Annotated in this window: 21 protein-coding genes; 6 read left to right on the top strand and 15 right to left on the bottom strand. The window is 72.2% G+C overall.

Annotation, left to right across the window (positions count from 1 at the left end; genetic code table 11):
- Positions 1 to 18 precede the first annotated feature (18 nt).
- The 9 genes from ML5_RS20435 to ML5_RS20395 form a co-directional block, all read right to left on the bottom strand.
- On the bottom strand, positions 19 to 735 hold the full coding sequence (locus ML5_RS20435; RefSeq protein WP_013475964.1) for a VOC family protein: 717 nt from the start codon (positions 733 to 735) through the stop codon (positions 19 to 21).
- A 94-nt stretch (positions 736 to 829) separates the two neighbouring features.
- On the bottom strand, positions 830 to 1162 hold the full coding sequence (locus ML5_RS20430; protein WP_013287333.1) for a TfoX/Sxy family protein: 333 nt from the start codon (positions 1160 to 1162) through the stop codon (positions 830 to 832).
- Between the two features lie 40 nt (positions 1163 to 1202).
- Positions 1203 to 1796: an NTP transferase domain-containing protein gene (locus ML5_RS20425; RefSeq protein WP_013287334.1), complete on the bottom strand. Its 594-nt coding sequence runs from the start codon at positions 1794 to 1796 to the stop codon at positions 1203 to 1205.
- 140 nt (positions 1797 to 1936) lie between these two features.
- Positions 1937 to 3610 (bottom strand): bifunctional 3'-5' exonuclease/DNA polymerase, encoded by a 1674-nt coding sequence (locus ML5_RS20420; protein WP_236619241.1) that lies wholly within the window; start codon positions 3608 to 3610, stop codon positions 1937 to 1939.
- 135 nt (positions 3611 to 3745) lie between these two features.
- Positions 3746 to 4702 carry a carbohydrate ABC transporter permease gene (locus ML5_RS20415; protein WP_013475962.1) on the bottom strand — a complete coding sequence of 319 codons (957 nt, stop codon included), beginning with the start codon at positions 4700 to 4702 and terminating at the stop codon, positions 3746 to 3748.
- A 13-nt stretch (positions 4703 to 4715) separates the two neighbouring features.
- Positions 4716 to 5657, bottom strand: a complete 942-nt coding sequence (locus ML5_RS20410) for a carbohydrate ABC transporter permease (RefSeq protein WP_013287337.1) — start codon at positions 5655 to 5657, stop codon at positions 4716 to 4718.
- A gap of 22 nt (positions 5658 to 5679) precedes the next feature.
- Positions 5680 to 7092 (bottom strand): N-acetylglucosamine/diacetylchitobiose ABC transporter substrate-binding protein, encoded by a 1413-nt coding sequence (gene ngcE / locus ML5_RS20405; RefSeq protein ID WP_013287338.1) that lies wholly within the window; start codon positions 7090 to 7092, stop codon positions 5680 to 5682.
- Positions 7093 to 7115: 23 nt separating this feature from the next.
- Complete coding sequence (locus ML5_RS20400) at positions 7116 to 7865, bottom strand: SIS domain-containing protein (RefSeq protein ID WP_013287339.1); 750 nt, start codon at positions 7863 to 7865, stop codon at positions 7116 to 7118.
- Positions 7862 to 8809 carry a MurR/RpiR family transcriptional regulator gene (locus ML5_RS20395; protein WP_013287340.1) on the bottom strand — a complete coding sequence of 316 codons (948 nt, stop codon included), beginning with the start codon at positions 8807 to 8809 and terminating at the stop codon, positions 7862 to 7864. Before ML5_RS20395 ends, ML5_RS20400 begins: the two co-directional genes overlap by 4 nt.
- 157 nt (positions 8810 to 8966) lie before the next feature.
- Here ML5_RS20395 and ML5_RS20390 point away from each other — a divergent pair, with 157 nt between their 5' ends.
- Positions 8967 to 9956, top strand: a complete 990-nt coding sequence (locus tag ML5_RS20390) for an N-acetylglucosamine kinase (protein WP_013475961.1) — start codon at positions 8967 to 8969, stop codon at positions 9954 to 9956.
- 155 nt (positions 9957 to 10111) lie between these two features.
- Here the strand turns inward: ML5_RS20390 and ML5_RS20385 are convergent, their stop codons facing one another.
- From ML5_RS20385 to ngcE (ML5_RS20370), 4 genes are all read right to left on the bottom strand, one after another.
- Positions 10112 to 10804 carry a hypothetical protein gene (locus ML5_RS20385; RefSeq protein WP_013475960.1) on the bottom strand — a complete coding sequence of 231 codons (693 nt, stop codon included), beginning with the start codon at positions 10802 to 10804 and terminating at the stop codon, positions 10112 to 10114.
- Positions 10805 to 10889: 85 nt separating this feature from the next.
- Positions 10890 to 11834: a carbohydrate ABC transporter permease gene (locus ML5_RS20380; RefSeq protein ID WP_013287343.1), complete on the bottom strand. Its 945-nt coding sequence runs from the start codon at positions 11832 to 11834 to the stop codon at positions 10890 to 10892.
- Complete coding sequence (locus ML5_RS20375; protein ID WP_013287344.1) at positions 11831 to 12739, bottom strand: carbohydrate ABC transporter permease; 909 nt, start codon at positions 12737 to 12739, stop codon at positions 11831 to 11833. Before ML5_RS20375 ends, ML5_RS20380 begins: the two co-directional genes overlap by 4 nt.
- The gene (ngcE, locus tag ML5_RS20370; protein ID WP_013287345.1) at positions 12739 to 14154 is read right to left on the bottom strand and encodes an N-acetylglucosamine/diacetylchitobiose ABC transporter substrate-binding protein; all 1416 of its coding nucleotides are present in this window, start codon (positions 14152 to 14154) and stop codon (positions 12739 to 12741) included. Before ngcE (ML5_RS20370) ends, ML5_RS20375 begins: the two co-directional genes overlap by 1 nt.
- 163 nt (positions 14155 to 14317) lie before the next feature.
- On the opposite strand from ngcE (ML5_RS20370), the gene ML5_RS20365 reads away from it, so the two are divergent.
- Positions 14318 to 15742 (top strand): acyltransferase, encoded by a 1425-nt coding sequence (locus tag ML5_RS20365; protein WP_013475959.1) that lies wholly within the window; start codon positions 14318 to 14320, stop codon positions 15740 to 15742.
- Between the two features lie 3 nt (positions 15743 to 15745).
- Here the strand turns inward: ML5_RS20365 and ML5_RS20360 are convergent, their stop codons facing one another.
- Positions 15746 to 17041 carry an aspartate aminotransferase family protein gene (locus tag ML5_RS20360; RefSeq protein WP_013475958.1) on the bottom strand — a complete coding sequence of 432 codons (1296 nt, stop codon included), beginning with the start codon at positions 17039 to 17041 and terminating at the stop codon, positions 15746 to 15748.
- A 103-nt stretch (positions 17042 to 17144) separates the two neighbouring features.
- On the opposite strand from ML5_RS20360, the gene ML5_RS20355 reads away from it, so the two are divergent.
- Positions 17145 to 18107, top strand: a complete 963-nt coding sequence (locus ML5_RS20355) for a hypothetical protein (RefSeq protein ID WP_013475957.1) — start codon at positions 17145 to 17147, stop codon at positions 18105 to 18107.
- A gap of 57 nt (positions 18108 to 18164) precedes the next feature.
- On the opposite strand, the gene ML5_RS20350 is transcribed toward ML5_RS20355, so the two are convergent.
- Positions 18165 to 18851: a hypothetical protein gene (locus tag ML5_RS20350; RefSeq protein WP_013287349.1), complete on the bottom strand. Its 687-nt coding sequence runs from the start codon at positions 18849 to 18851 to the stop codon at positions 18165 to 18167.
- Between the two features lie 349 nt (positions 18852 to 19200).
- On the opposite strand from ML5_RS20350, the gene ML5_RS20345 reads away from it, so the two are divergent.
- The 3 genes from ML5_RS20345 (at position 19201) to ML5_RS20335 (ending at position 21301) form a co-directional block, all read left to right on the top strand.
- Entirely contained in the window at positions 19201 to 19956 is a 756-nt protein-coding gene (locus ML5_RS20345; protein ID WP_013475956.1) for a TetR/AcrR family transcriptional regulator, read from the top strand.
- Between the two features lie 183 nt (positions 19957 to 20139).
- Positions 20140 to 20769, top strand: a complete 630-nt coding sequence (locus tag ML5_RS20340; RefSeq protein ID WP_013287351.1) for a DUF6230 family protein — start codon at positions 20140 to 20142, stop codon at positions 20767 to 20769.
- A 1-nt stretch (position 20770) separates the two neighbouring features.
- A complete protein-coding gene (locus ML5_RS20335; RefSeq protein WP_013475955.1) occupies positions 20771 to 21301 on the top strand; it encodes a DUF6114 domain-containing protein in 531 nt (176 codons plus the stop codon).

Below are 21301 nucleotides of genomic sequence, written 5' to 3'. Positions count from 1 at the left end.
CCCGGGGCCGCACCCGCCTCAGCGGGGCGTCAGGAGGCAGAACTCGGTGCCGTCCGGGTCGGCCAGCACCACGTCGTCAGCGGTGTGTTCTCCCGTACCGGCCCGGGTCGCGCCGAGCGCCAGCAGCCGGTCGACCTCCGCGTCCCGGTCGCCGTCCGCGATCAGATCCAGGTGTACGCGGTCCCGCCCGCCGCTGGGCATCAGCGGCGGGCCGCTCCAGGTGACCTTCGCGCCCCCGCGCGGCGACTGGATCGCTGTCTCCTCGTCCTGGTCCCAGACCAGCGGCCAGCCCAGCGCCTCGCTCCAGAAGAGGCCTGCCGCCCGGGTGCCGTCGCAGTTGACAGCGCCGACCGGGCCGCAGCCGGCGAGGAAGTTGTTGCCCGCCTCGATGACGCAGAACTCGTTGCCCTCCGGGTCGGCGAGCACCACCTGGTCGTCGTCCGGCCCCTGGCCGATGTCGATGTGCTGCCCGCCCAGCGTCAGCGCCCGGTCGACGGTGTCCCGCTGGGCCTGCGGCGACGCGCTGGTCAGGTCGAAGTGGATCCGGTTCTGCACTGTCTTCGGCGCAGTGCTGGGCAGGAACCGGATGCGGAAGTCGCTGTGGGCGTCGCCGCCCAGCGCCACGCCTTCGCGCGGGTCGTCGAGGATCTCCCGGCCGAGCACCCCGGACCAGAACCGCGCGAGCCGCCGCGGGTCGCCCGCGTCGAGGCTGACCGCGTAGAGGTGAACCGCCATCCGCCCGTCTCCGATCCGCCGCCGTCGTCGGCGGCAGGTCAGGAGCGTAGGCCGGACGGCCCGGCCGCGCAGCCGGATTTCCCCCGCTGTCGCGCTACTTCGCCGGGAGGGTGCGCGCGAAGCGGACGCCCCTGCCGACCCAGCGGGTCAGGTCCGGGTCGCGCTCGCAGGCATCGGGCGACACGGTGACCCAGCCCCGCATCTCCCGGCCCCGCATGACTGTCGCCTCGGCACCGGGCTCGGCCAGCGCGCGCTCGGCCTCGGCCGGGTCGACCCGGACCATCAGGCCGCCCGCGCCGCGCACCACCACCGCCATGTTGCCGCGCAGCATCATCGCCAGGCCGCCGAACATGCGCCGCTCGGTGATGCCGGGCTCGTGCCCGAGGGCTTCCCGTACCCGGTTCGCCAGGTCCTCGTCGTAGGCCATGACGGCATCGTGGCATCCGGGTCCGACAGCGGGGCGCGCCTCAGGCGCCGACGCGCTGTTCGGGGATGGACAGGCCGTACAGCGCCATCAGCTCCGGGCTGTCGATCCGGCTGCCGTCGGCCACCGCGTCGCAGGCGATGTCGACGATCTGGTCCTTGTGCGCCAGCAGGTACGGCCGTGCCCCCACGTCCGCGCTGGCCAGCGTGGCGATGCCGGACCAGTGCCTGCGGCCGAACAGCATCGGGTAGCCGCGCAGCCCGTCGTAGGTGGCGCAGACCAGCACGTCCGGGTACGGCAGCGCGGTGACCCGGCGGACCGCCGCCGCGGTGAGCCCGGGCATGTCCACAGGCACCACGACGACCGCCTCGATGTCGTCGTCGGTGAGCGCGGCGAGCCCGGCCCGGATCGAGGAGCCCACCCCGGTGCCCCAGGCGCGGTTGACCACCACAGTGGCGCCGCTCAGGTCGGTGGTCTGCCGCACCTGCTCGGCCGCCGCGCCCAGGACGACCACGACCTGCGCGCAGCCCGCCTCGGCCATCGTGTCGATCATCTGGCTGACCAGCGGCTTCTCGCCCTGGTGCAGCAGCGCTTCGGGTCCGCCGATGCGGCGGCCGCCACCGGCGGCGATGATCATTGCAGCGATCCGGTTCAGCGGTGCCCCCTCGATCAGGGGACGGACCGGGCACAGCCGCCCGGTCCGTCCCGTCGTACGCACACCGGGCCCAACGAGCGCGGCCGGGGGCGGGTAGCGGGGCAAAACGGAAAATTGCGTGACTATGCCGCGTCCGCGTAGCAGTCCACTGTCGACAGGTCGAGCGGGAACCGGACCGGGGTGTCGCCGAACAGCAGGCGGGTGGCCCGCGCGCCGGCGGCGGTGACCGCCTCGGCGACGGTTGCCGCCTGCCCGGCCGGGCAGTGCACCATCACCTCGTCGTGCTGGAAGAAGACCAGCTCCGCCTCCGTGCCGGCCAGCTCGGTGCGCAACGTGGCCAGCAGCGTGGAGGCCCACTCGGCAGCAGTGGCCTGGATGACGAAGTTGCGGGTGAAGCGCCCCCGCGAGCGGGCCGCCCGGGCCGACGGGCTGTGCGGATCGGCCCCGCCGTCGGGCATCGCCTCCTCCCCCTCGGCGAACCCCGCCGACCCGGGCGGGCAGGTACGCCCCAGCCAGGACCGGACCAGCCCGCCCGCCTCACCGGTGCGCGCCGCCGCCTCGACGTAGCCGAACGCGGTCGGATAGTTCTTCCGCAGCACCGCCAGGGCCGGCACGGCCGCCCCGCCGGTCTGCCCGTACATCGCCCCGAGCAGGGCCACCTTGGCCTTCGCCCGGTCACCGGCGAACGCGTCCCGGGCCAGCGCGGCGTACAGGTCACCGGCGCCGCCCGCCGCCGCCAGCCGCTCGTCCTCGGAGACCGCCGCGAGCACACGCGGTTCGAGCTGACCCGCGTCTGCGACCACGAACGTCCAGCCCGGGTCCGCCACCACTGCCTGCCGGATCACCTTCGGGATCTGCAACGCCCCGCCGCCCCGGGTCGCCCACCGGCCGGAGACCACGCCGCCCGGTACGTACTCCGGGTGGAACCGGCCGCCGGAGACCCAGGCGTCGCGCCAGGCCCAGCCGTGCGCCGTCCAGATCCGGTACAGCTCCTTGTATTCGAGGACCAGCGGCGCCGCCGGGTGCTCCACCCCGCGCAGCACCCAGGCGCGCGTGTTCGGCAGGTCCACGCCCGCGCGGGCGAACGCCCGCAACAGCTCCGCGGGCGAGTCGGCGTGCACCTGGCGTACGCCGAACGCGTCAGCGATCCGGGCCTGCAACTCGGCCAGCCGGCGCGGTGGCCCGCCGACCGGGGACGGCTCGCCGAGCAGGTCGGCCAGGATGGCGTCGTGCACGTCGGCGCGCCAGGGCAGACCGGCCGCGCCCATCTCGGCGGCCACCAGCGCGCCGGCCGACTCGGCGGCCACCAGGAGCCGGAACCGGCCGGGGTGGGTGGTCGCGGCGATCCGGGCGAGCTGGTCTGCGTACACCCGGGTCAACGCCGTGATGCCCGGACCGGGCGGGCCGGACGGCGGCTCGAAGAGCGCGGCCTGGGCGTGGCCCGGCGGCTCGGGCGGGCGGGGCGCCGGGTCCGGCGGGACCGGCGCGCCGGTGACCCGGGCCCAGGCGGCTGGTAGCGCGCGGGGCTCGCCCCACCGGCCCGCGTGCCCGAGCAGCAGCGCCTCGGTCAGCTCGACGTCGTGGCAGCGGTCGAGGCGCACCCCGGCGCGCAGCAGCGCCGGGTAGGCGCCCGCCCAGGCGGCCCAGACCCAGCGGGGGTGCCCGGCGGCCTCCCGGGCGGCCACGGCGGCGGCCAGGTCGGTGACCTCCTCGGCCGGGCCGGACGGGGTGCCGTCGGCGTGCAGCGGTTGCAGCACGCCGCCGCCCCGCTCGTCCGCCACCACCGCCACCAGCACGGACGCATTCTGCCCCCTCCCCCTGACACGCTCCGCGTGTAAGGAAGGGCCCCCTCTTAACGCCTGCGGTAGAGGAAGGGCCCCTTGTTAACGCCGAGCGTTAACAAGGGGCCCTTCCTTACACCCCCCGGAGGATTACTTGCCGACGCCGGCGGTGAGGCCGGACTGCACCTGGCGCTGGAAGACGATGTACACGATCAGCACCGGAAGCATCGCCATGGTGACACCGGCGAAGAGTCCGGACCAGTCGGACTTGTAGCCCTGGTTGACCGACAGCTCGATCAGACCCTGGGCGATCACCTGGTTCTTCGGCTCGCCGGACACCGACTGCATGAGCAGCGTCGGCAGGTACCACTGGTTCCACTGGCCGAGCACGTTGAAGATGCCGATGCTGATCAGGCCCGGCTTGGCCATCGGCAGCATCACGCTGAAGAACGTGCGGGTGTGCGAGGCCCCGTCGACCTGGGCCGCCTCGGCGATCGAGTCGGGCAGCGTCCGGAAGAACGAGTGCATGAAGAAGATCGTGAACGACAGCGACCAGGCCACGTAGACCAGGATCAGCATGAGGTGCTTGTTCGGGCCGAGCAGCGGGAGGCTCACCCCGGTGTTGTAGACGCCCTTGAACAGCGGCACAGCGGCCAGGTAGATCGGCAGCGTCAGCCCGGACAGGAACATCCAGTAGATCAGCCGGTTGCCGCGGAACTCGTAGCGCGCCAGGGCGTACGCGGCCATCGAGCCCAGCAGCATCGTCAGCGTCACGCTGAACACGAGCACGAGCAGCGTGTTCAGGAAGAAGCTGTCGATCCCGGCGGTCCAGGCGCGGGCGAAGTTGTCCCACTGCAACGCGTCGGGGATCAGCGACAGCGGCTCGCGGATCACCTCGGAGTCGGTCTTGAGCGCCGACATCACCACCCACAGCAGCGGGTAGACCACCATGATCGCCCAGACCGCGAGGAACAGGTGCGAGAAGCCGTTGAAGATCCGGCCGCCGAAGCCGTTGCCGACGTCCTTCGCGCGCCGGTCCGCCGGCGGCCGGTCCGGCGGCGCCGTGTCGGACCGGGCCGGGCCGGAGGTGTGGGTCACAGTGCTCATCGTCCAGACCTCCTCAGTACTCGATCCGCTCACGGCGGGTGATCCTCAGCTGGAGCGCGGCCAGCAGGATGGTGAAGATGGCCAGCGCGACGGCGATCGCGCAGGCGTAACCGAACTGGCCCTTCTGGAACGCGTTGAACTGGATCACCGAGGCGAAGATCTCGCTGGCGTGGTTCGGCCCGCCCTGGCTCGGCGTCATGACGAAGACCAGCGCGTACATGTCCAGCGCGATGAAGCCCAGGTAGACCCAGGCGACCGAGATGCTGTCCCGCAGCAGCGGCAGGGTCACCCGGAAGAACGTGTGGAACCGGCCCGCGCCGTCGAGGATCGCGGCCTCGTAGATGTCCTTCGGGATGGACTGCATCGCGGCGGAGAACAGCACCATGTAGAAGCCGGCGCCGCTCCACACCGCGATGAACAGCAGCCACCAGAGCACCGCCGGCACGCCGAGGAACGGCTCCGGGTCGGCGGTGAAGGCGATCGGGTTGTCCGCGTCGACCAGCCCGATCTTGATGAGCAGGCCGTTGATCAGGCCCTGCCCGTCGGTGCGGTAGATCTGCTGCCACATGACGGCGATGACCACCAGCGACAGCACCTGCGGGAAGAAGAAGATGACCTTGTAGAGCCCGGAGCCGAACACCCCGCGGATGCCGGCCCTGTCCTCGCGTCCGCCCACGTTGAGCAGGAACGCGAGGAACAGGGCCAGCGCGATCGTGAACAGCGGCACGGTGACCAGGAAGAACACGTTGTGCCAGAACGCCTTCCGGATCAGCTCGTCGGAGAACAGCCGGACGTAGTTGTCCAGCCCGACGAAGCGCTGGGAATCGGAGTACCCGCCCCAGTCGGTCAGCGAGTAACCCGCCGCCTGGGCGAACGGCCACACCACGTAGAACAGGTACAGCGCGACGGGCAGGGCCAGGAAGCCCGTGACGAAACGCGCGACTCCGTGCCGCATTGGACTCACTTCCTCGCGGTGATCAGGCGGTGCGGGTCTGCTTCTTGATCGACGAGTCCTTGGCGACCTTGTCGGCGGCCGCCTGCATCTTGTCGACGAACTGCTGCGCGGTCAGGCGGCCGGCCATCAGCTCCTCGGAGAGGTTCTGGCTCTCCTTGTCCAGGTCGGCGTAGAAGTCCGGGAACTTCACCGAGATCAGGTCCGAGCTGCCGTTCTTCATCAGCGAGTTCGCCGACGCCAGCGCGGTGTCCTGGACGTTGTCGCCGGAGCCCTTGGTGGAGGCCAGCGACTTGGTCAGCTCGGCGAACTTCGCCGAACCGGCCTTGGAGAGGATGGCCCGCAGGAACTCCTTCGCGGCCTCCTTGTTCGGCGCCTTGCTCGGCACCACGAAGCCCTCGCCGGAGGAGGCGAAGACGTCCTTGGCGGCCTTGTCCCCGCTCTTGCTCCAGTAGTCGGAGATGGTCATCTCGAAGCCCGGCGGGATGGTCGCGGCCATCTCGTTCTTCAGCCAGGTGCCGACCTGGATGAAGGCCGCCTTGCCGTCCAGGAACGCCTGCTGCGACTGGGTGTGGTCGAGCTTGCCCGGCAGCAGCAGCTTGTCCTTGACCAGCTTCTCCCACGGCTCCAGCGCCGCGACGATGCCGTCGGCCTTCCAGGCGCCGTCCTTCAGGTTGTCGATGTCGACGACGGCCTGCTTGCCGACCGCCTTCCAGATGCTGGCGAACAGCGCCCAGCGCGGGTAGTAGCCGTGCACCGCGTCGTGCACGTACGGCGCCATGCCCTTGGCCTTGATCTTCGGCGCGAGCGCGAAGAACTCGTCCCAGGTGGTCGGCGCCGTCCAGCCCTCCTTCTTGAACAGCGCGGCGTTGTACCAGTTGCCCCACACCGTGTACGCGACGTTCACGACGTAGAACTTGCCGTTCTGCGTACCGTCGGCGACCGTGCCCGGCAGCAGGCTGTCGGCCACGGTCCCCTCGCTGTCCCAGGCCGGCGCGGTGAGCAGGTCGTCCAGCGGCTCGATCGCGCCCTCGTTGATCAGCGTGCTGCGGTCCATCATGTCGGCGCCCGAGTTCATCACCAGATCGCTCGGCTGCGTCGCCATCTTGGGCTGCTCTTCGGTCTTGATCTTCTGGGTCGAAGACATGTTGACCGTGATGTTCGGGTGCTTGGCGTTGAAGATGACCTTGTCTTCCTTGGCCCACTGGTCACCCAGGCCACCGTTGAAGACGACCACCTTGACCGCGCTGCCGTCCTTGACGCCGAACGGGTTGTCCTTGCTCTTGGCCGCGCCGCCGCCGTCGGACTTGCTCGGCTCGCTGCCGGCGCACGCGCTCAGCAGACCCGCCGCCGGTACGGCCAGCAGACCGGCCGCCGCGGCGCGCCGCAGCAGGGTCCGACGGCTGACGTCGCCGAACTTCTCGGGGGAAACCGACATCTTGTCTCTCCTTGTGGGTCGGGTCAGGCGGTCCGCCGGAGACGCCCGGCGTACCGCGACTCGAGGGCGAGGTTGTGCTCGTCCCCACCGGGGACGTTGGCGGAGAGGTAGACAGGGGGTACCTCTCCGGCCTGGTGGAACCGTCGTACGACCTCGGCGGTCAGCAGCTGCGCCAGCAGCGCCGCGGTGACCGACGAGACCGCACAGACCGCGCCGCCGCCCTCGAGCGGCAGCAGTGCGTCGCCGTACGGCGCGCCGTTGTCCAGCACGACGTCGGCGAGGTCGGCGAGCCGGTGCCCGGAGGGGTGCCGAGGAGCTACCCGGGCGGTGTGCTCGACCGAGGTGACAGCGATCAACGGATGGCCGCCGCGCTTGACCAGCGTCGCCAGCTCGACCACCGAGCCGTTGATGCCGGACTGCGAGGCGACCACGAACACGTCCCCCGGCTGCGGCGCCGCCAGGGCGTAGAGCTGGTGCGCCACGGCCGGGTCGCGTTCCAGCTTCGGGTCGGCGAGCACGTCGCGGGGCGCGTCGCCGTGCAACACGAGGTCGTGCAGGGAGAGCCGGTTGGCGGGGACCAGGCCACCGGCCCGGGCGACCAGCTCGGCGGCGAACGCCTCCGAGTGGCCGGCGCCGAACGCCTGGAGCACGCATCCTGCGCGCAGCCCGGAGGCGATCAGGTCGGCCGCGCGATCCACCGCCACGGCCTGGCTGTCCACCAGCCGGTCGAGCACCGGGCGGACCGCGTCGGCGTACCGCTGGGCACTGATCATGAGAGGGCCCCCTTCGCGGCCTTGTGCCCGTCGACGGCCTGGGCGGTACGCCGGAAGGCCGCGTGGGCGCGGTCGTGGGTGCGCTGCGCCACCGCGATGTAGAGCAGGTCGAGCACGACGAGCTGCGGGTGCCGGGCGGAGAGCGCGTCCGGCCGGAACGTGGTGGCCTGGCTCGCGGTCACCAGCACGATGTCGGCCAGCTCGGCCAGCGGCGAGCGGGGGAAGCCGGTCAGCGCGACTGTGGTGGCCCCGCGACTGCCCGCCTCGGCGAGCAGCTCGATCGTCTCCCGGGTCTGCCCGGTGTGCGAGATGCCGAGCGCCACGTCCCCGGCGCCCAGCAGCGCGGCGCTCGCCAGGCCCTCGTGCACGTCGCTCCAGGCCCACGCGGCGACGCCGATGCGGTGCAGGCTGAACTGCATCTCCTCGCCGACGAGCGCGCTGCCGCTGGCCCCGAAGATGTTCACCCGGCTGGCCCCGGCGATGGCGACCGCCGCGCGTTCCACCTCGGCCAGGTCGAGCAGCGCGGCGGTGTCGTGCATGGCCCGCGTGTCGGCGGCCATGATCTGGTCGAGCACCCGGGACAGCGGGTCGCCGGGCTGGATCTCCCGTCCGATGTCGACGGTCCAGCCGGCCGAGCGGGCCCGCCCGGTCTCGGCGGCGATGCCGAGCCGCAGGTCGGCGTAGCCCTCGAAGCCCATCGCCCGGCAGAACCGGGTGATGGTCGCCGGTGACGTGCCGCTGCGCTCGGCCAGCTCGACGATGGTGGCCCGGGCCGCCGCCTCCGGGTCGCTGAGCACGTGCTCGGCGACCCGGCGCAGCGCCCCGGTCAACTCCCCCGTACCGGCCCGGACCCTGGCCAGCACCCCGTCGGCGCCCAGCCGGTCGGCCGGACCGGCATCGACCACCGCGGTCGCCGCGGAAGTCTCCACCTCGTGCTCGACCATCGGCGGAAGCCTTTCGGAAAAGAGTGTTAACTGTTAGTGGTAAAAGTTCTTACTGAAGGGCCCTCCGTGTCAAGGGCGTGGGCGAAGTTTTCAAACTGTTACCTGGCGCACCGGCGCGATCTTGCGCCCGGCGACGCGGCCGACCAGCATGAGGACCATGTCGGACACCGTCGTGCTCGGCCTCGATGTCGGGGGCACGTCCACCCGCGCGACCGCGCTGAGCCTCGACGGCACGCGTCTGGGCGCCGGCCGGGCCGGCGGCGGCAACCCCACCAGCCACGGCGCCGAGCGGGCCGCCGCCGAGCTGCTCGCCGCCCTGCGCGCGGCGCTCGCCGACATCGACCCCCATCGGGTACGCGCCGGCGTCATCGGCCTCGCGGGGGCCGGCCGCCTCCTGGCCGACCCGCGCGGCCGGGACGCGTTCGACCACGCGTGGGCCGAGGCGGGGCTGCGATGCCCGTACACCGTGCACGGCGACGCGCTCGTCGCCTACGCCTCCGGCACCGCCGCCCCGGACGGCACCGTGCTCGTCGCCGGCACCGGCGCCATCGCCGCCCAGGTACGCGACCTGCGGCTGGACCGCACCGCCGACGGCCACGGCTGGCTGCTCGGCGACGCGGGTTCCGGGTTCTGGCTCGGCCGCGAGGCGGTCCGGCGGCTGCTGACCGACCTGGACCGCGCGGAGACCCCCGGTGAGCTGGGACGCCGGGTGCTGGCGGAGCTGACCGGCACGACCGCCGTGGACGCTCAGCCGCGGGCGACGGCCGGAGCCGTGGTGCAGGCGGTGACCCGGCGGCCGCCTGTGGAACTGGCCCGGCTCGCGCCGCTCGTGGTGTCGTCGGCACGGGACGGGGAACCGGCAGCCGCCGCGCTGATCGCCGAGGCCGCGGCGCTGCTGGCCGAGAGCGTGTCCCGCATCCGCCCGCCCGGCGCCACCGAACCGGTGGTGCTCGGCGGCGGGCTGCTCACCGGTGACACCCCGCTGGCCGGCGCGGTACGCGCGGAACTGGCCGAACGGTGGCCCGGCGCACCGCTGCACGGCGCCGGGGACGGGGCGGCCGCCGCGGCCTGGCTCGCCGCCCGCGACCTGCCCGAGGTGACCGACCCGGCGGCACTGCACACCCGCCTGGTGCCCCCGCCCACCTGACCCGCCCTGCTGGCCGCCCCGCCGCGCTGGCCGCCGCGCTGCGGCGGCCGCTGTTGGGTGGAACGCCATGGGTGTCAAAACGGCGGTTTGACACCCATGACGTTCCACTCGCGGCTTCCGGCAGTTCTCGGCGTGAGCCGGGGCGCTCCGGCTGATCAGTATCGGTCCTGCGAACCCGGCTGAGCCTGGTGCCAGCCCTGCGGCGCGGGCTGACCCGGGTGCCCCTGCGGCGCGGGGCCGTACTGCGTGGGCTGACCAGGGTGGCCCTGGGGCGCGCTGCCCTGAGGCGCGGGCGGATTCGGGTACCAGCCCTGCGGGGCGGGCTGACCCGGGTGCCCCTGCGGCGCGGCGCCGTACGGTGCGGGCTGACCCGGGGCGTGCTGGCCCTGGGCGGGCGGGAACGCCGGGCCGGGCTGACCGTGCCCCGCCCCCGGGTACATGCCGGGCTGCTGCTGCCCACCCGGGTACTGCGGCGCGCCCGCGAACTGCTGCTGCCCGCCCGGGTGCTGCTGACCACCCGGGAACGACGGTCCGCCCGGGTACTGCTGGCCGCCCGCGAACTGCGGTCCGCCCGCGAACTGCTGCGCGGCGGCCTGCTCGCGCGCTTCCTTGCGTGCCTTCACCGCGCGCACGATCAGCAGGATCGGCAGCACGAAGACGTAGAAGAAGATCCGGTAGCTGTCGCCGTCGAAGAGGAACAGCAGATAGAAGCCGTACCCGAAGAAGGCCAGGCCGATCACCACGTTGAGGATCCGGGAGCCGGTCCCCTGTTCCTTGACCGCCACACCGACGGCGATCATCGCGATGCCACCGAGCAGCAGCAACAGCGTGTAGAGGAGGAAGAACATGAGATTCCTGTCGATAGATGAGCGTGCCGGCCCACCCTAGGTCAGCTCGATCTTCCCCACTGTCCCGTTGCCTGTGGCAACCACCTCACTTGAGCTGCCCGGCGGTCAGTCCGGACTGGACCTGGCGCTGGAACGCCACGTACACCACGAGCACCGGCAGCACCGCGATGGTCAGGCCGGCGAACAACTGGGCGTAGTCACCGGCGTAGCCCTGGCTCACCGCGAGCGAACTCAGCCCCTGGGCGAGCATCCGGTCCTGGCCGTCGCCGGGCAGGAGCACCTGCGGCAGCAGGAACTGGTTCCAGTGGCTGAGGAAGTTGAAGATCCCGACACTGATCAGTCCCGGTCTCGCCATCGGCAGCATCACCCGGAAGAACAGCCGGAAATGCCCGCATCCGTCGATCAGCGCGGCCTCCGCCACCGACGTCGGCAGCGTCCGGAAGAACGCGGTCAGGAAGAACACGGTGAACGGCAGCGAGTACGCGGTGTAGACCAGGATCAGGCCCGGCCAGGTGCCGAGCAGACCGACGCTGCGGACCACGAAGAACAGCGGCACCAGCGCCAGGAAGACCGGGAACATCATGCCGCCGACGAACAGGTAGTAGACGACCTGCCGGCCGCGGAACTCGTACCGCGCGAAGACGTACGCGGCGGTGGCGCCGAGCAGCATGGTCAGGCTCAGCGAGCCGGCCACCACGACCAGGCTGTTGAAGAAGAACCGGCCGATGTGGGCGCTGGTCCAGGCGCGCGACCAGTTGTCGAACCGCAGCGCCTCGGGCAGCCCCCACGGCTCGGCGATGATCTCGCCGTTGCTCTTCAGCGAGCTGAGCACCATCCAGGCCAGCGGCAGGACGGTCATCGCCGCCCAGAGCAGCAGGAAGCCGTGCGAGAAGACGTTCGCCACGCCCAGCTCGCGGCGCGGCGGCCGGTCGGCGGATCGGCCCGCGCCGGCCGGGTGGGTCGCGTCGTCCGGGCGGGTCGTGCCGGCGGTCGTGGCGCCGGTCGCCGCACCGGGGTCCACTGTGGTCACGAGTACTCGATCCGATCACGCCGGGCGGTGCGCAGCGCCAGCACCGCCACCGAGAGGGTCAGGAAGAACATCGCCACACCGATCGCCGAGGCGTACCCGAACTTGTTCTCGCTGCCGAACGACGTGTCGTACATCCGCAGCCCGATCACGTCGGAGGAGAAGTTCGGTCCGCCGTTGGTCATGAGCTGGACCAGGATGAAGCCGTCCAGCGCGGCGATGGCGAGGTAGATCCAGGCCACCTGGATGGTGTCCCAGAGCAGCGGAATGGTGATCTTCCGCAGCATCGTGGTGCGGGACGCGCCGTCGAGCAGCACCGCCTCGTAGATGTCACGCGGGATGGCCTGCATGGCGGCGCCGAAGAGCACCACGTAGAAGCCGACGTTGCTCCACACCATCACCGCCAGCACGCACCAGAACGCGAAGCGCGGGTCGCCGAGCCAGGCCGGGGTGGCCAGCCCGACGGCGCGCAGGGCGCCGTTGAGCAGGCCACTCGTCGGACTGTAGATCTCCTTCCAGAGCAGCGCGATGATCACCACCGAGAGCACCTGGGGGAAGAAGTAGACGAGCCGGTAGACCGAGGTGCCGCGCACCCCGGTCACACCGGCCCGGCCCTTGCGGCCGCCCATGGTGAGCATGCTGGCGAAGAACAGGCCCAGCCCGATCGTCACCACCGGCACCACGGCGAGCAGGATCGCATTGTTCTTCAACGCGTTCCACACGTACCCGTCGTGCAGCAGCGTGCGGAAGTTCGCCATGCCGACCGGGTCGGCCTGCGCGGAGTAGCCCATCCAGTCGGTGGTGGAGATCTGAAAAGCCTGGAGGTACGGCGACAGCACGAAGATGCCGTACAACGCCAGTGGTGGCAGCAGGAACGTGAGGATCAGGGGGAGGCGGCCCTGTCGCATCACGCGGACCGCTTGTACTTCTTGACCGAGTTGTCCTGGGCGATCGAGTCGGCGCCCTTCTGGCACTGGTCGAGGAACTCGGCCGGGGAGATCCGGCCGCTGAAGAACTCGCCGCAGGCCGCGTCGACCAGGTTGCGCTCCAGCTTGCGGTAGTAGTTGTTGTAGACCCAGTTGAAGCCGTTGGACCCGGACGCGTCGAGCGCCTTGACCACGGTGCTGAGCCCGTACGGCAGGTCGATGCCCTCGGTGGCGCCGGCGACCACGGGCAGGCTGGCGACCTTCTTGGTGAAGTCCTGGGCGCCCTTGCGGGACAGCATGGTGCGGAAGTACTCCAGGCCGCCGGCGACGTTGCGCGCCTTCGCCGGCACCATGAACGGCTCGCCCGCGGTGCCGCGGATCGCCTCGTACGGCAGCTTGTCGCCGCTGCCCAGGCTCGGCGTGGGCGCGACCGTCATGTTGAAGCCGGCCGGCGTGACGTCCTTCTGCTCGCTCTCCAGCCAGGAGCCGCAGGAGATGAACGCGGCCTTGCCCTGGCACCAGGCGGTCTGCGACTGCTTGTGGTCCAGGCCCGGGGAGCCGTCGAGGATGAACTTGTCCTTGACGATCTGGTGCCAGGCGTCGGCGGCGGTCTTCATGGCGTCCGACTTCCAGGCGTTGGGCTCCAGGTTGTCGATCGCCAGCGCGACGGACGGGCCGCCGAGCTTGATCGCGGTGGAGATCAGCGGCCAGCTCATGTAGCGGGGGTGCACACCGGCGTACGTCCAGGGGGCGATGCCCGCGGCCTTGATCCGGCGGCAGAGCGCGATGTGGTCGTCCCAGGTCTTGGCGTCCTCCCAGCCGCGGTCGGCGAACAGCTTGGTGGAGTGCCAGATGCCGTACACCGTGTAGGTGTAGTTGAGCACCAGGAACCGGCCGTCGTAGGAGCCGACCTCGACGGTGCCGGGCAGCAGCGTGTCCTTGACCGTCTTGCCGGGCGTGTCGAGGCTCGGCGCGGCGAGCAGCTCGCCCAGGTCGGCGAGCGCGTTCTGGGAGACCAGGCCGTTGAAGTCGATCTGACCGGCGCCGGAGTTGTTGACCACGTCCGGCGGGCTGCCGTCGACGAAGCGGGGCTGGAGCGTCTTGCTGATCTCCGCGGTGGCCGAGTGCTTGATCTCCGCCTTCGGGTAGCGCTCCTTGTACATGGCCTCGTGGGCCTTGGCGTAGTCCTCCCCGAACCCGCCGTTGAAGATCACCACCTCCAGCGGGGCGTCCTCGGCCACGCCGAGCGGGTTCTGCTCGCTCTTGGTGCCCTTGTACGCGCCCTTGTCGCCCTCGTCGCCCCCACCCGACGTGGCGCAGCCGGCGAGCAGCCCGGCGGCGGGGGTGGCCAGCAGACCGGCGGCGGCGCTGCGCCGTAGGATCTCACGCCTGTTCATCGCATCTCCTCGGTCCGGGTACGCGCGGTGAGCACCCTGTCGCTTGTCTTCACAAGACGCATTTCCAATGAAGAATTTCTACGACAGTGCGACGGGGACCACAAGACCTCTCGACCGATCCGTTATCCGTACCGGTCGGGCCCGGCTGGCCTAGCCTGAGCCCATGCGCCGCCTGCGGCAGCTCGCGCAACGCACGCCGCCGGGGCGGGAGCGCTACATCGACCTGCTCCGGGCGCTGGCCATCACCATGGTCGTGCTCGGCCACTGGGGTGTCACAGCCATCGGGTACGACAACGGCCGCCCCGCCGGCCACTCCGCGCTGGCCGACCTGCGCTGGGCCTGGCCGCTGACCTGGGTGGCCCAGGTGATGCCGGTGTTCTTCCTGGTCGGCGGCTACGCCAACGCCGCCTCGCTGGCCGCCCGCCGGCGCCGGGGCGGGTCGGCAGCCGGGTGGCTGGTGGACCGCAGCGCCCGGCTGGTCCGCCCCACCACCGTGTTGCTGCTGGTCCTGTCAGCGGGCGCGGGGATCGCCACGCTGCGCGGCGCCGACGCGGGGCAGGTGCGCACAGTGGTCTGGTTCGCCACCATCCCGCTGTGGTTCCTGGTCGCCTACGTCGCGGTGGTGGCGCTGACCCCGCCGATGTACGCGCTGCACCGCCGGTTCGGGCTCGCCGTGCCGACGGCGCTCGTGGTGCTGGTCGCGCTCGGCGACCTCGGCCGGCTCCTCGGCCCGGCCGCGCTCGCCGACGGCAACTACCTGTTCGGCTGGCTGGCCGTCCATCAGGTCGGTTTCGCCTGGTACGACGCCGCCCGGGCGGACGCCCGCCGCACCGGCGACGCGGCCGGCGCCGACGCGGCCGATGCTGGTGAAGCCGGACCTCGGGGCCTGTTCCGCCGCGGGCTGCCGCTGTCCGGCCGGGCCGGCGCGGTCCTGCTGGGCGGCGGCCTGGTCGCGCTGGTGCTGCTCACGGTGGCCGGGCCGTACCCGGTGGCGATGCTCCACGTACCGGGCGAGCGGCTGGACAACGCGGCACCGCCGAGCCTGGCGCTGATGGCCGCGGCCGCCGCCCAGCTCGGCCTCATCCTGCTGCTGCGACGCCCGGCCGGGCGCTGGCTGCGCCGGTCCGGCCCCTGGCAGGCGGTGCTCGCGGTCAACGCCGTGGTGCTCACGCTGTTCCTCTGGCACCTGACCGCCGCGGTGCTGCTCGTCGGCCTGTTGGACGCGCTCGGCGTGCTGCCTGCTCCCCCGGTCGGTTCGGCGGCCTGGTGGGCGTGGCGCGTACCGTGGCTGCTCGCGCTGGCCGCGGTGCTGGCCGTGCTGGTCGCCGTCTTCGGTCCGGTCGAGGCCCGCACCCGCCGCCCGGTCGCGACCGGGCCGGCCGGGGCGGGTGGCCGGCGGCTGCGCGCCGGTCTGGCCGTCGCCGGGTACGCGGGCGTGCTGCTCGGCCTGCTGCTGAACAGCCTCGCGCCCAAGACGGCGCCGGAGCCGCTGGGCCTGCCCGCCCCGGCGCTGGTGGCGTACCTGGCCGGGGCGGGTCTGCTGCGGCTGCTCAGGTCCGGACGGGCGGGACGGCGCCGGCCGGGTTGACGCTCACGCCTCGATCGAGGCGCGGATCGCGTCGACCATGATCGTCAGGCCCTCCCGGGCCTCGTCCTCGGTGAGCGTCAGCGGCGGGCCCATCCGGATCACGTTGCCGTAGAGGCCGCCCTTGCCCACGAGCAGGCCGCCGGCCCGGCACGCCTCGAAGACGCGGGTGGTCAGCTCCGCGTCCGGCTCGACGGTGCCCGGGTGGACGAACTCGACGGCGAGCATCAGGCCCTTGCCGCGTACCTCGGCGACCTGCTCCAGCCCGGCGACGGCGGCGCGCAGGCCGTCGCCCAGGATCGCGCCGACCCGGGCGGCGTTGCCCTGCAGGTCGTGGTCGAGCAGGTAGTCGAGCACCGCGTTGCCAGCGGCGGTGGAGACCGGGTTGCCGCCGAACGTGGAGAAGCTGATCGCCGGCACCGACTCCAGCACCTCGGCCCGGCCGACCACCCCGGCGAGCGCGAACCCGTTGCCGATGCCCTTGGCGAACGTGAGCAGGTCCGGCGTCACGCCGTGCGCCTGGTAGCCCCAGAAGTGCTCGCCGGTACGCCCCCACCCGGTCTGCACCTCGTCGCTGATCAGCAGGATGCCGTGCTCGTCGAGCACCTTCTTCCAGGCGGCGAAGAGCCCGTCCGGTCCGTGCACGAAGCCACCGACACCCTGCACCGGCTCGGCGATCAGGCAGGCCACGTCGCCCGCGGTCTGGGTGGCGAGCACCTCGCGCAGGTCCTCGACCGCCGCGTCGACCCGGTCGGCGGCGTCGAGCCGGGCCAGCAGTCCGCGCAGCCGTTCACCGGAGTGCAGCCAGGCCACCTGCAACGGGTTGAGGGCGCTGGCCGACCAGCCGCGGTTGCCGGTGACGCCCATCGTCGCGTACGACCGGCCGTGGTAGCTGTTGCGCACCGCGAGGATCTGGTGCGAGCGCCGGTGGTTCGTGGCGACCAGCAGCGCGGCCTCGTTCGCCTCGGTGCCGGAGTTGGTGAAGAACACGCGGGCGTCCGGGATGCCGGAGAGCCGGGCGATCTTCTCGGCCAGCTCGACCTGCTGCCGGATCAGGTAGAGCGTCGAGGTGTGCACGAGCCCGGTCCGCAGCTGTCGCTCGACCGCCTCCCGGATCTCCGGGATGTCGTGGCCGACCATCGTGGTCAGCACCCCGCCGAAGAAGTCCAGATAGGTCCGGCCGGCCGCGTCGGTGACCCGGCGGCCGGAACCGGCGACGAGTTCCAGCGGTTCGGCATAGTAGAGCGGCATCCAGGAGGGGAGCACGGCCCGGTGCCGGGCCAGCAGGTCGTCGGAGGTCATCGGCGCACCCTTCAGCGGAGGTGGATCCCCGCACGCTCCCACCGCGACCGGGGCAGAAACAACTGTCCCGGGCGGTAGCATCCGCCGGGTGCGGACGGATCAGGTGACGCTGCCGGGCGGCGCGGCGGGCACGACGCGGGCGCAACTCCTGGCCGGGGTCCGGTCCTGGGTGGAGTCGGCGCCGGTGCGGCGTCTCGTGGCGCACTTCGGCGGTGACTGGCCCGGCGGCGACCTGGCTGCGGTGCTGGCCGGGCTGGACGCGTTCTCCGCCCGCCGCTGGGACTTCCGGCAGGGACGGGAACGCCCGGACGCCCGGGAGCCGGCGTTCGACCCGGCCACCGCCGGACTGGTGCTGAGCGCCGCCGCCGCGCTGGGCCTGGTCCGCGCCGTCGCGCCGGCCCGATCCGGGTACGCGCACCTGCTGGTGCTCGGCGGGCTGGCGCACGCCTGCCTGCGGCGTACCGCGTACGCGGCGGTGCTGGCCCGGACGGCGGCCGAGGTGACCGGCGAGGTGGCCGTGCTCGGCAGCTTCCGGCCGCTGTCAGCGGCCGAGTCCCGCACGCTCGACGCCGCCGGCCTGTCCGGCTGCGCCACCGAGGTGGACGTCCTCGACGCCGGGGTGCGGCTGGCGTTCGGGGTAAACGAGCCGGACGACGAGCGCGGCGAGCCGGCCGATCATCCGCACCGGGCCTGGTCCTCGCGCACCTACCGGCCGGCCGGGCTGCCCCCGGTACGGGTGCTCGCCGCGCCGTCGAGCGAACCGGACCGCCGTCGCGCGCACACCGCCGACACGCAGCGGTTCTGGGCCGAGCATGTGCGGCTGCGCGCGGACGACCCGGTGCTGATGGTGACCGCCCCGATCTACGTGCCGTTCCAGCACTGCGACGCGCTGCGGACGCTCGCCGTGCCGTACGGGTGCGGCATCGAGACGGTCGGTGTGGACCCGGCCGCGCGTGCCGCGGTGGCGGTACCGGAGCCGACCCTGACTCCGGGCCGCTACCTCCAGGAGATCCGGTCGGCGCTGCGGTCGATGCGCGCGCTGCACGCGACGCTGACGGCCGGCTGAACCGGCGTGCGGGCCGGCGCCCGGCGAATCGCCGCGCACCGGCCCGAGAGCCGGGTGTCAGTTGACGTAGACCGCCGGGCTGCCGGTCTTGCTGGTGTCCTTCACCGGCGAGTACGACGCGGTGAAGTACGCGGTGCCGAAGCACAGCGACGGGCCGGAGAACTTGGTCAGGGGCTGGTTGGTGAAGCTGATCGAGTTGGTGGCGTTGGACGCCGTGCCGGTCAGCGAGTTCGTGCTGGTGCGGTAGACGCAGGTGATCGCGCCGAGCAGCGAGTTGAGCACGACTGTGCTCTGGATCGGCGCCGCCGTCGTCCCGGAGATCTTGACCACGCCGGCGCTGGTCACCGAGGTGGTGTACGGCAGGTTGTTGACCGTGACGCTCTGCACGCCGGTGGTGCCGAAGACGTTCGTCGTGCAGCTGGTGAACGACTGCGCGGTGAGGCTCTCGGTCGCGGTTCCGGGTGCGGTCGGGTTGGTCAGCACCTTGGCGCTGAAGCTGGACGCGGCGCACTTGATGCCGGTGGTGCCGCTGGTCGAGGAGTAGAACGTGGCGTTGGTGCCGCTGCGCAGGCTGGCCTGGATGACGTCGCCCACCGACACGGCGGTGCCGGCGACGGTCGGGTAGGTCAGCACGGCGCTGGCGAGCGAGGTGGAGGGTGCGGCGGTGGCGGGGGCGGCGCCGACCAGACCGGTCAGCAGCGCCAGGGCGGCGAGGCCCGCGCCGATGCGTCCGTACCTGGGCATGGTTGTTCCTTCCGGCGGTGGGACAGGAAACGGTGCCGGCGGCGTCCGGCATGGACGGAGCCGGTGGGTGCGGCGGCCGGGATCGGGCCGCCGCAGGTGGTGGTGCGCCGCTGCGGCCTCAGCGGGCCGGGCGGCGTGGCGCAGTGCGGCGACGCCGCGTCACCTGGATCTCTCCGGCCTTGGGGGGACGGGTGCGCGCGGCGATAATGGCAGCCATCCGGCCCTCCTTCGACGCGTTCGGGTGACCGACGAGAAGAGATCACCAGCGGTGACGAGGCGTGAACTGAGCGTGTCGAAAGTTATAAACCTCGGAGGGTCGTAAAGTCAACGCATCAAGAAAGGTCGATGAGTGACAGTCCCGAGCCCGCCGTCGCCGGCGCCCGTGCCCCTGCCGGGTGCCCGCCACGGCCGCGACCCGGACCGCGCCATCAAGCGCGGCCCGCGACGCGTGCCGGCCGAGGAGGTGGCGGCGACCCAGCGCGACCGCCTCTTCGACGGGCTGGTCCGGGAGGTCGCCACCCGGGGGTACGACAACGCCCGGGTCAGCGACATCTGCCACGCCGCCGGGGTCACCCGGCCCGCGTTCTACGCGCTGTTCAGCGGCAAGCAGGACGCGTTCCTGGCCGCGTACCGGCACGGCATCGCGGTGGTGTCGCACCTGATGGAGGACGCCTACCGCGACGCCGGCCCGGACTGGCCGGAGGCCGCCCGGGCGGCGCTGCGCACGCTGCTCGACGTGCTGGCGAGCGTGCCCGCCTTCGCCCGGATGGCGCTGGTCGAGGTGGACGCGGCCGGCCCCGACGCACGCCGGGAGCGCGACGCGCTGCTGAGCAGCTTCCGCCGGTTCTTCGCCGACGCCGGGCCGGATCCGGCCGGCGTGGACCGGGACGCACTGTTGTCCATTGTGGTCGGCGGCATCCACGCCACCATCCGTGAGCGGGTGGCGCAGGGGCGGGCCGAGGAGCTGCCGTTGCTGCTGCCGGCGCTCACGTACGCGGCCACCGCGCCGTTCCTCGGCCCGCGGGAGGCGGGCCGTGTCGCCCGGGCGGCCCGGGCGGACGACGGCCCGGCCGCGACCGCGCCCTGCGCGCCCAGCCAGCCCTGAGCGGTGGAAAACCGCAGCGGTTTTTCACTTTGGCCGCTTTTGGCAAATGCCGCCCAACGATCTGCTACAGGCAGTTGACCGCCCCTTTACTCAGCGGTAACTTCGGCCTGCGCCCCTCGGCGCGCACATCCTGCGAAGCCAATTCACATCGTCGCAGATGAATTGATCTCGAAAGGGGCCGGCATGTCGGAGCAGATCGAGCAGATCGAGACCGATCAACCGAGAAGCGGCGTACGCTGGCGCCGGTTCGCTGTCACGTTCGGCGCCGTGGCGGCCGGCGCGGCCGGCATGGTGGTGCTGACCGCGCAGGGTGTGCTCGGCGCGCAGTTCGCCATCTCGGGCATGCCGTTCACTGTCACCGCCGACAAACTGGAGGGCACCGGGTTCGAGCAGTTCGCCACGCTCGACCAGATGATCCCGGACAGCCCCAACCAGGGCGACACCGGCGGGCAGGTGCTCGTGATCGTCTCGGCGATCGACAAGGCCGAGCTGACCAATCTCTGCCAGAGCATCAACCTGGGCGGGACCAACCTGCGGATCACCGCCGGCAATTCCGGCAAGCCGGTGACCGCCCGCACGCTCGTGGTCGACGGCGACGAGATCGCCGGTAACGCCTCCTTCAAGAACATCGACGTCGGGCAGGACGCCAGCACCGTCGACAAGGTCCCCGGGGTCAAGGGCAACCCGGGCGTGTTCGCCCAGCAGGCCGACACCGTGACCATCACCAACCTGCGGCAGAACAACTACGCCACCACCGCCGCCGTCTTCACGCTGCCCAACCTGCGCATGGGCTTCAGCTCCGAAGGGTGCTGACGTGACCGCAGGACAGCACTCGGCGCCCGCCGCCGGCGTCCGTACACGCTGGCGGCGCTGGCGCCGGGCGCGGCCGTTCACCGCCGGGCTGCTCATCGCGCTCGGCGGCGCGGAGATGCTCGTGACGCTGCGCGCGCCGCTCGGGGTGCTGCTGCACGTCGGGCCGCAAGGGCTGGCCGCGTACCTGGTCCCCCTGATCCTGGTGATCTGCGGCGTGCTGCTGATCACCACGCCGCAGCAACGCGTCTTCTACGCGGTGCTCTCCCTCGTGCTCGGGCTGGTCTCCTGGCTCACCTCGAACCTGGGCGGGTTCCTGATCGGCATGCTGCTGGCGCTCGTCGGCGGCGCGCTCGCGTTCGCGTGGACGCCGGTCAAGCGGCGGGCGACCGACGTCGGCCCGGCGGCCGCGCCCACCGAGGTCGCGCCGGCACCGCGCGAGCCGGTCGACAGCTCGGCACCCACCGAGTCCCTCGACGCGATCCTGTCGGCCGAGCCGGGGCCGCCGCGGCACACGCGGGCGGAGCGCGGCTGA

This window comes from Micromonospora sp. L5 (assembly GCF_000177655.2).
GTDB lineage: Bacteria > Actinomycetota > Actinomycetes > Mycobacteriales > Micromonosporaceae > Micromonospora > Micromonospora aurantiaca.
The sequence above is the reverse complement of the archived record's forward strand: the minus strand, read 5'-3'. Positions and strand labels throughout refer to the sequence as shown.

Coding starts and splice junctions, on each gene's coding strand:
- ML5_RS20415 (WP_013475962.1), bottom strand. CDS start 4,702: ATGAGCACTGTGACCCACACCTCCGGCCCGGCCCGGTCCGACACGGCG.
- ML5_RS20435 (WP_013475964.1), bottom strand. CDS start 735: ATGGCGGTTCACCTCTACGCGGTCAGCCTCGACGCGGGCGACCCGCGG.
- ML5_RS20350 (WP_013287349.1), bottom strand. CDS start 18,851: ATGCCCAGGTACGGACGCATCGGCGCGGGCCTCGCCGCCCTGGCGCTG.
- ML5_RS20430 (WP_013287333.1), bottom strand. CDS start 1,162: ATGGCCTACGACGAGGACCTGGCGAACCGGGTACGGGAAGCCCTCGGG.
- ML5_RS20390 (WP_013475961.1), top strand. CDS start 8,967: ATGTCGGACACCGTCGTGCTCGGCCTCGATGTCGGGGGCACGTCCACC.
- ML5_RS20385 (WP_013475960.1), bottom strand. CDS start 10,804: ATGTTCTTCCTCCTCTACACGCTGTTGCTGCTGCTCGGTGGCATCGCG.
- ML5_RS20375 (WP_013287344.1), bottom strand. CDS start 12,739: ATGCGACAGGGCCGCCTCCCCCTGATCCTCACGTTCCTGCTGCCACCA.
- ML5_RS20410 (WP_013287337.1), bottom strand. CDS start 5,657: ATGCGGCACGGAGTCGCGCGTTTCGTCACGGGCTTCCTGGCCCTGCCC.
- ML5_RS20365 (WP_013475959.1), top strand. CDS start 14,318: ATGCGCCGCCTGCGGCAGCTCGCGCAACGCACGCCGCCGGGGCGGGAG.
- ngcE (WP_013287345.1), bottom strand. CDS start 14,154: ATGAACAGGCGTGAGATCCTACGGCGCAGCGCCGCCGCCGGTCTGCTG.
- ML5_RS20400 (WP_013287339.1), bottom strand. CDS start 7,865: ATGATCAGTGCCCAGCGGTACGCCGACGCGGTCCGCCCGGTGCTCGAC.
- ngcE (WP_013287338.1), bottom strand. CDS start 7,092: ATGTCGGTTTCCCCCGAGAAGTTCGGCGACGTCAGCCGTCGGACCCTG.
- ML5_RS20425 (WP_013287334.1), bottom strand. CDS start 1,796: ATGATCATCGCCGCCGGTGGCGGCCGCCGCATCGGCGGACCCGAAGCG.
- ML5_RS20340 (WP_013287351.1), top strand. CDS start 20,140: ATGTCGGAGCAGATCGAGCAGATCGAGACCGATCAACCGAGAAGCGGC.
- ML5_RS20395 (WP_013287340.1), bottom strand. CDS start 8,809: ATGGTCGAGCACGAGGTGGAGACTTCCGCGGCGACCGCGGTGGTCGAT.
- ML5_RS20360 (WP_013475958.1), bottom strand. CDS start 17,041: ATGACCTCCGACGACCTGCTGGCCCGGCACCGGGCCGTGCTCCCCTCC.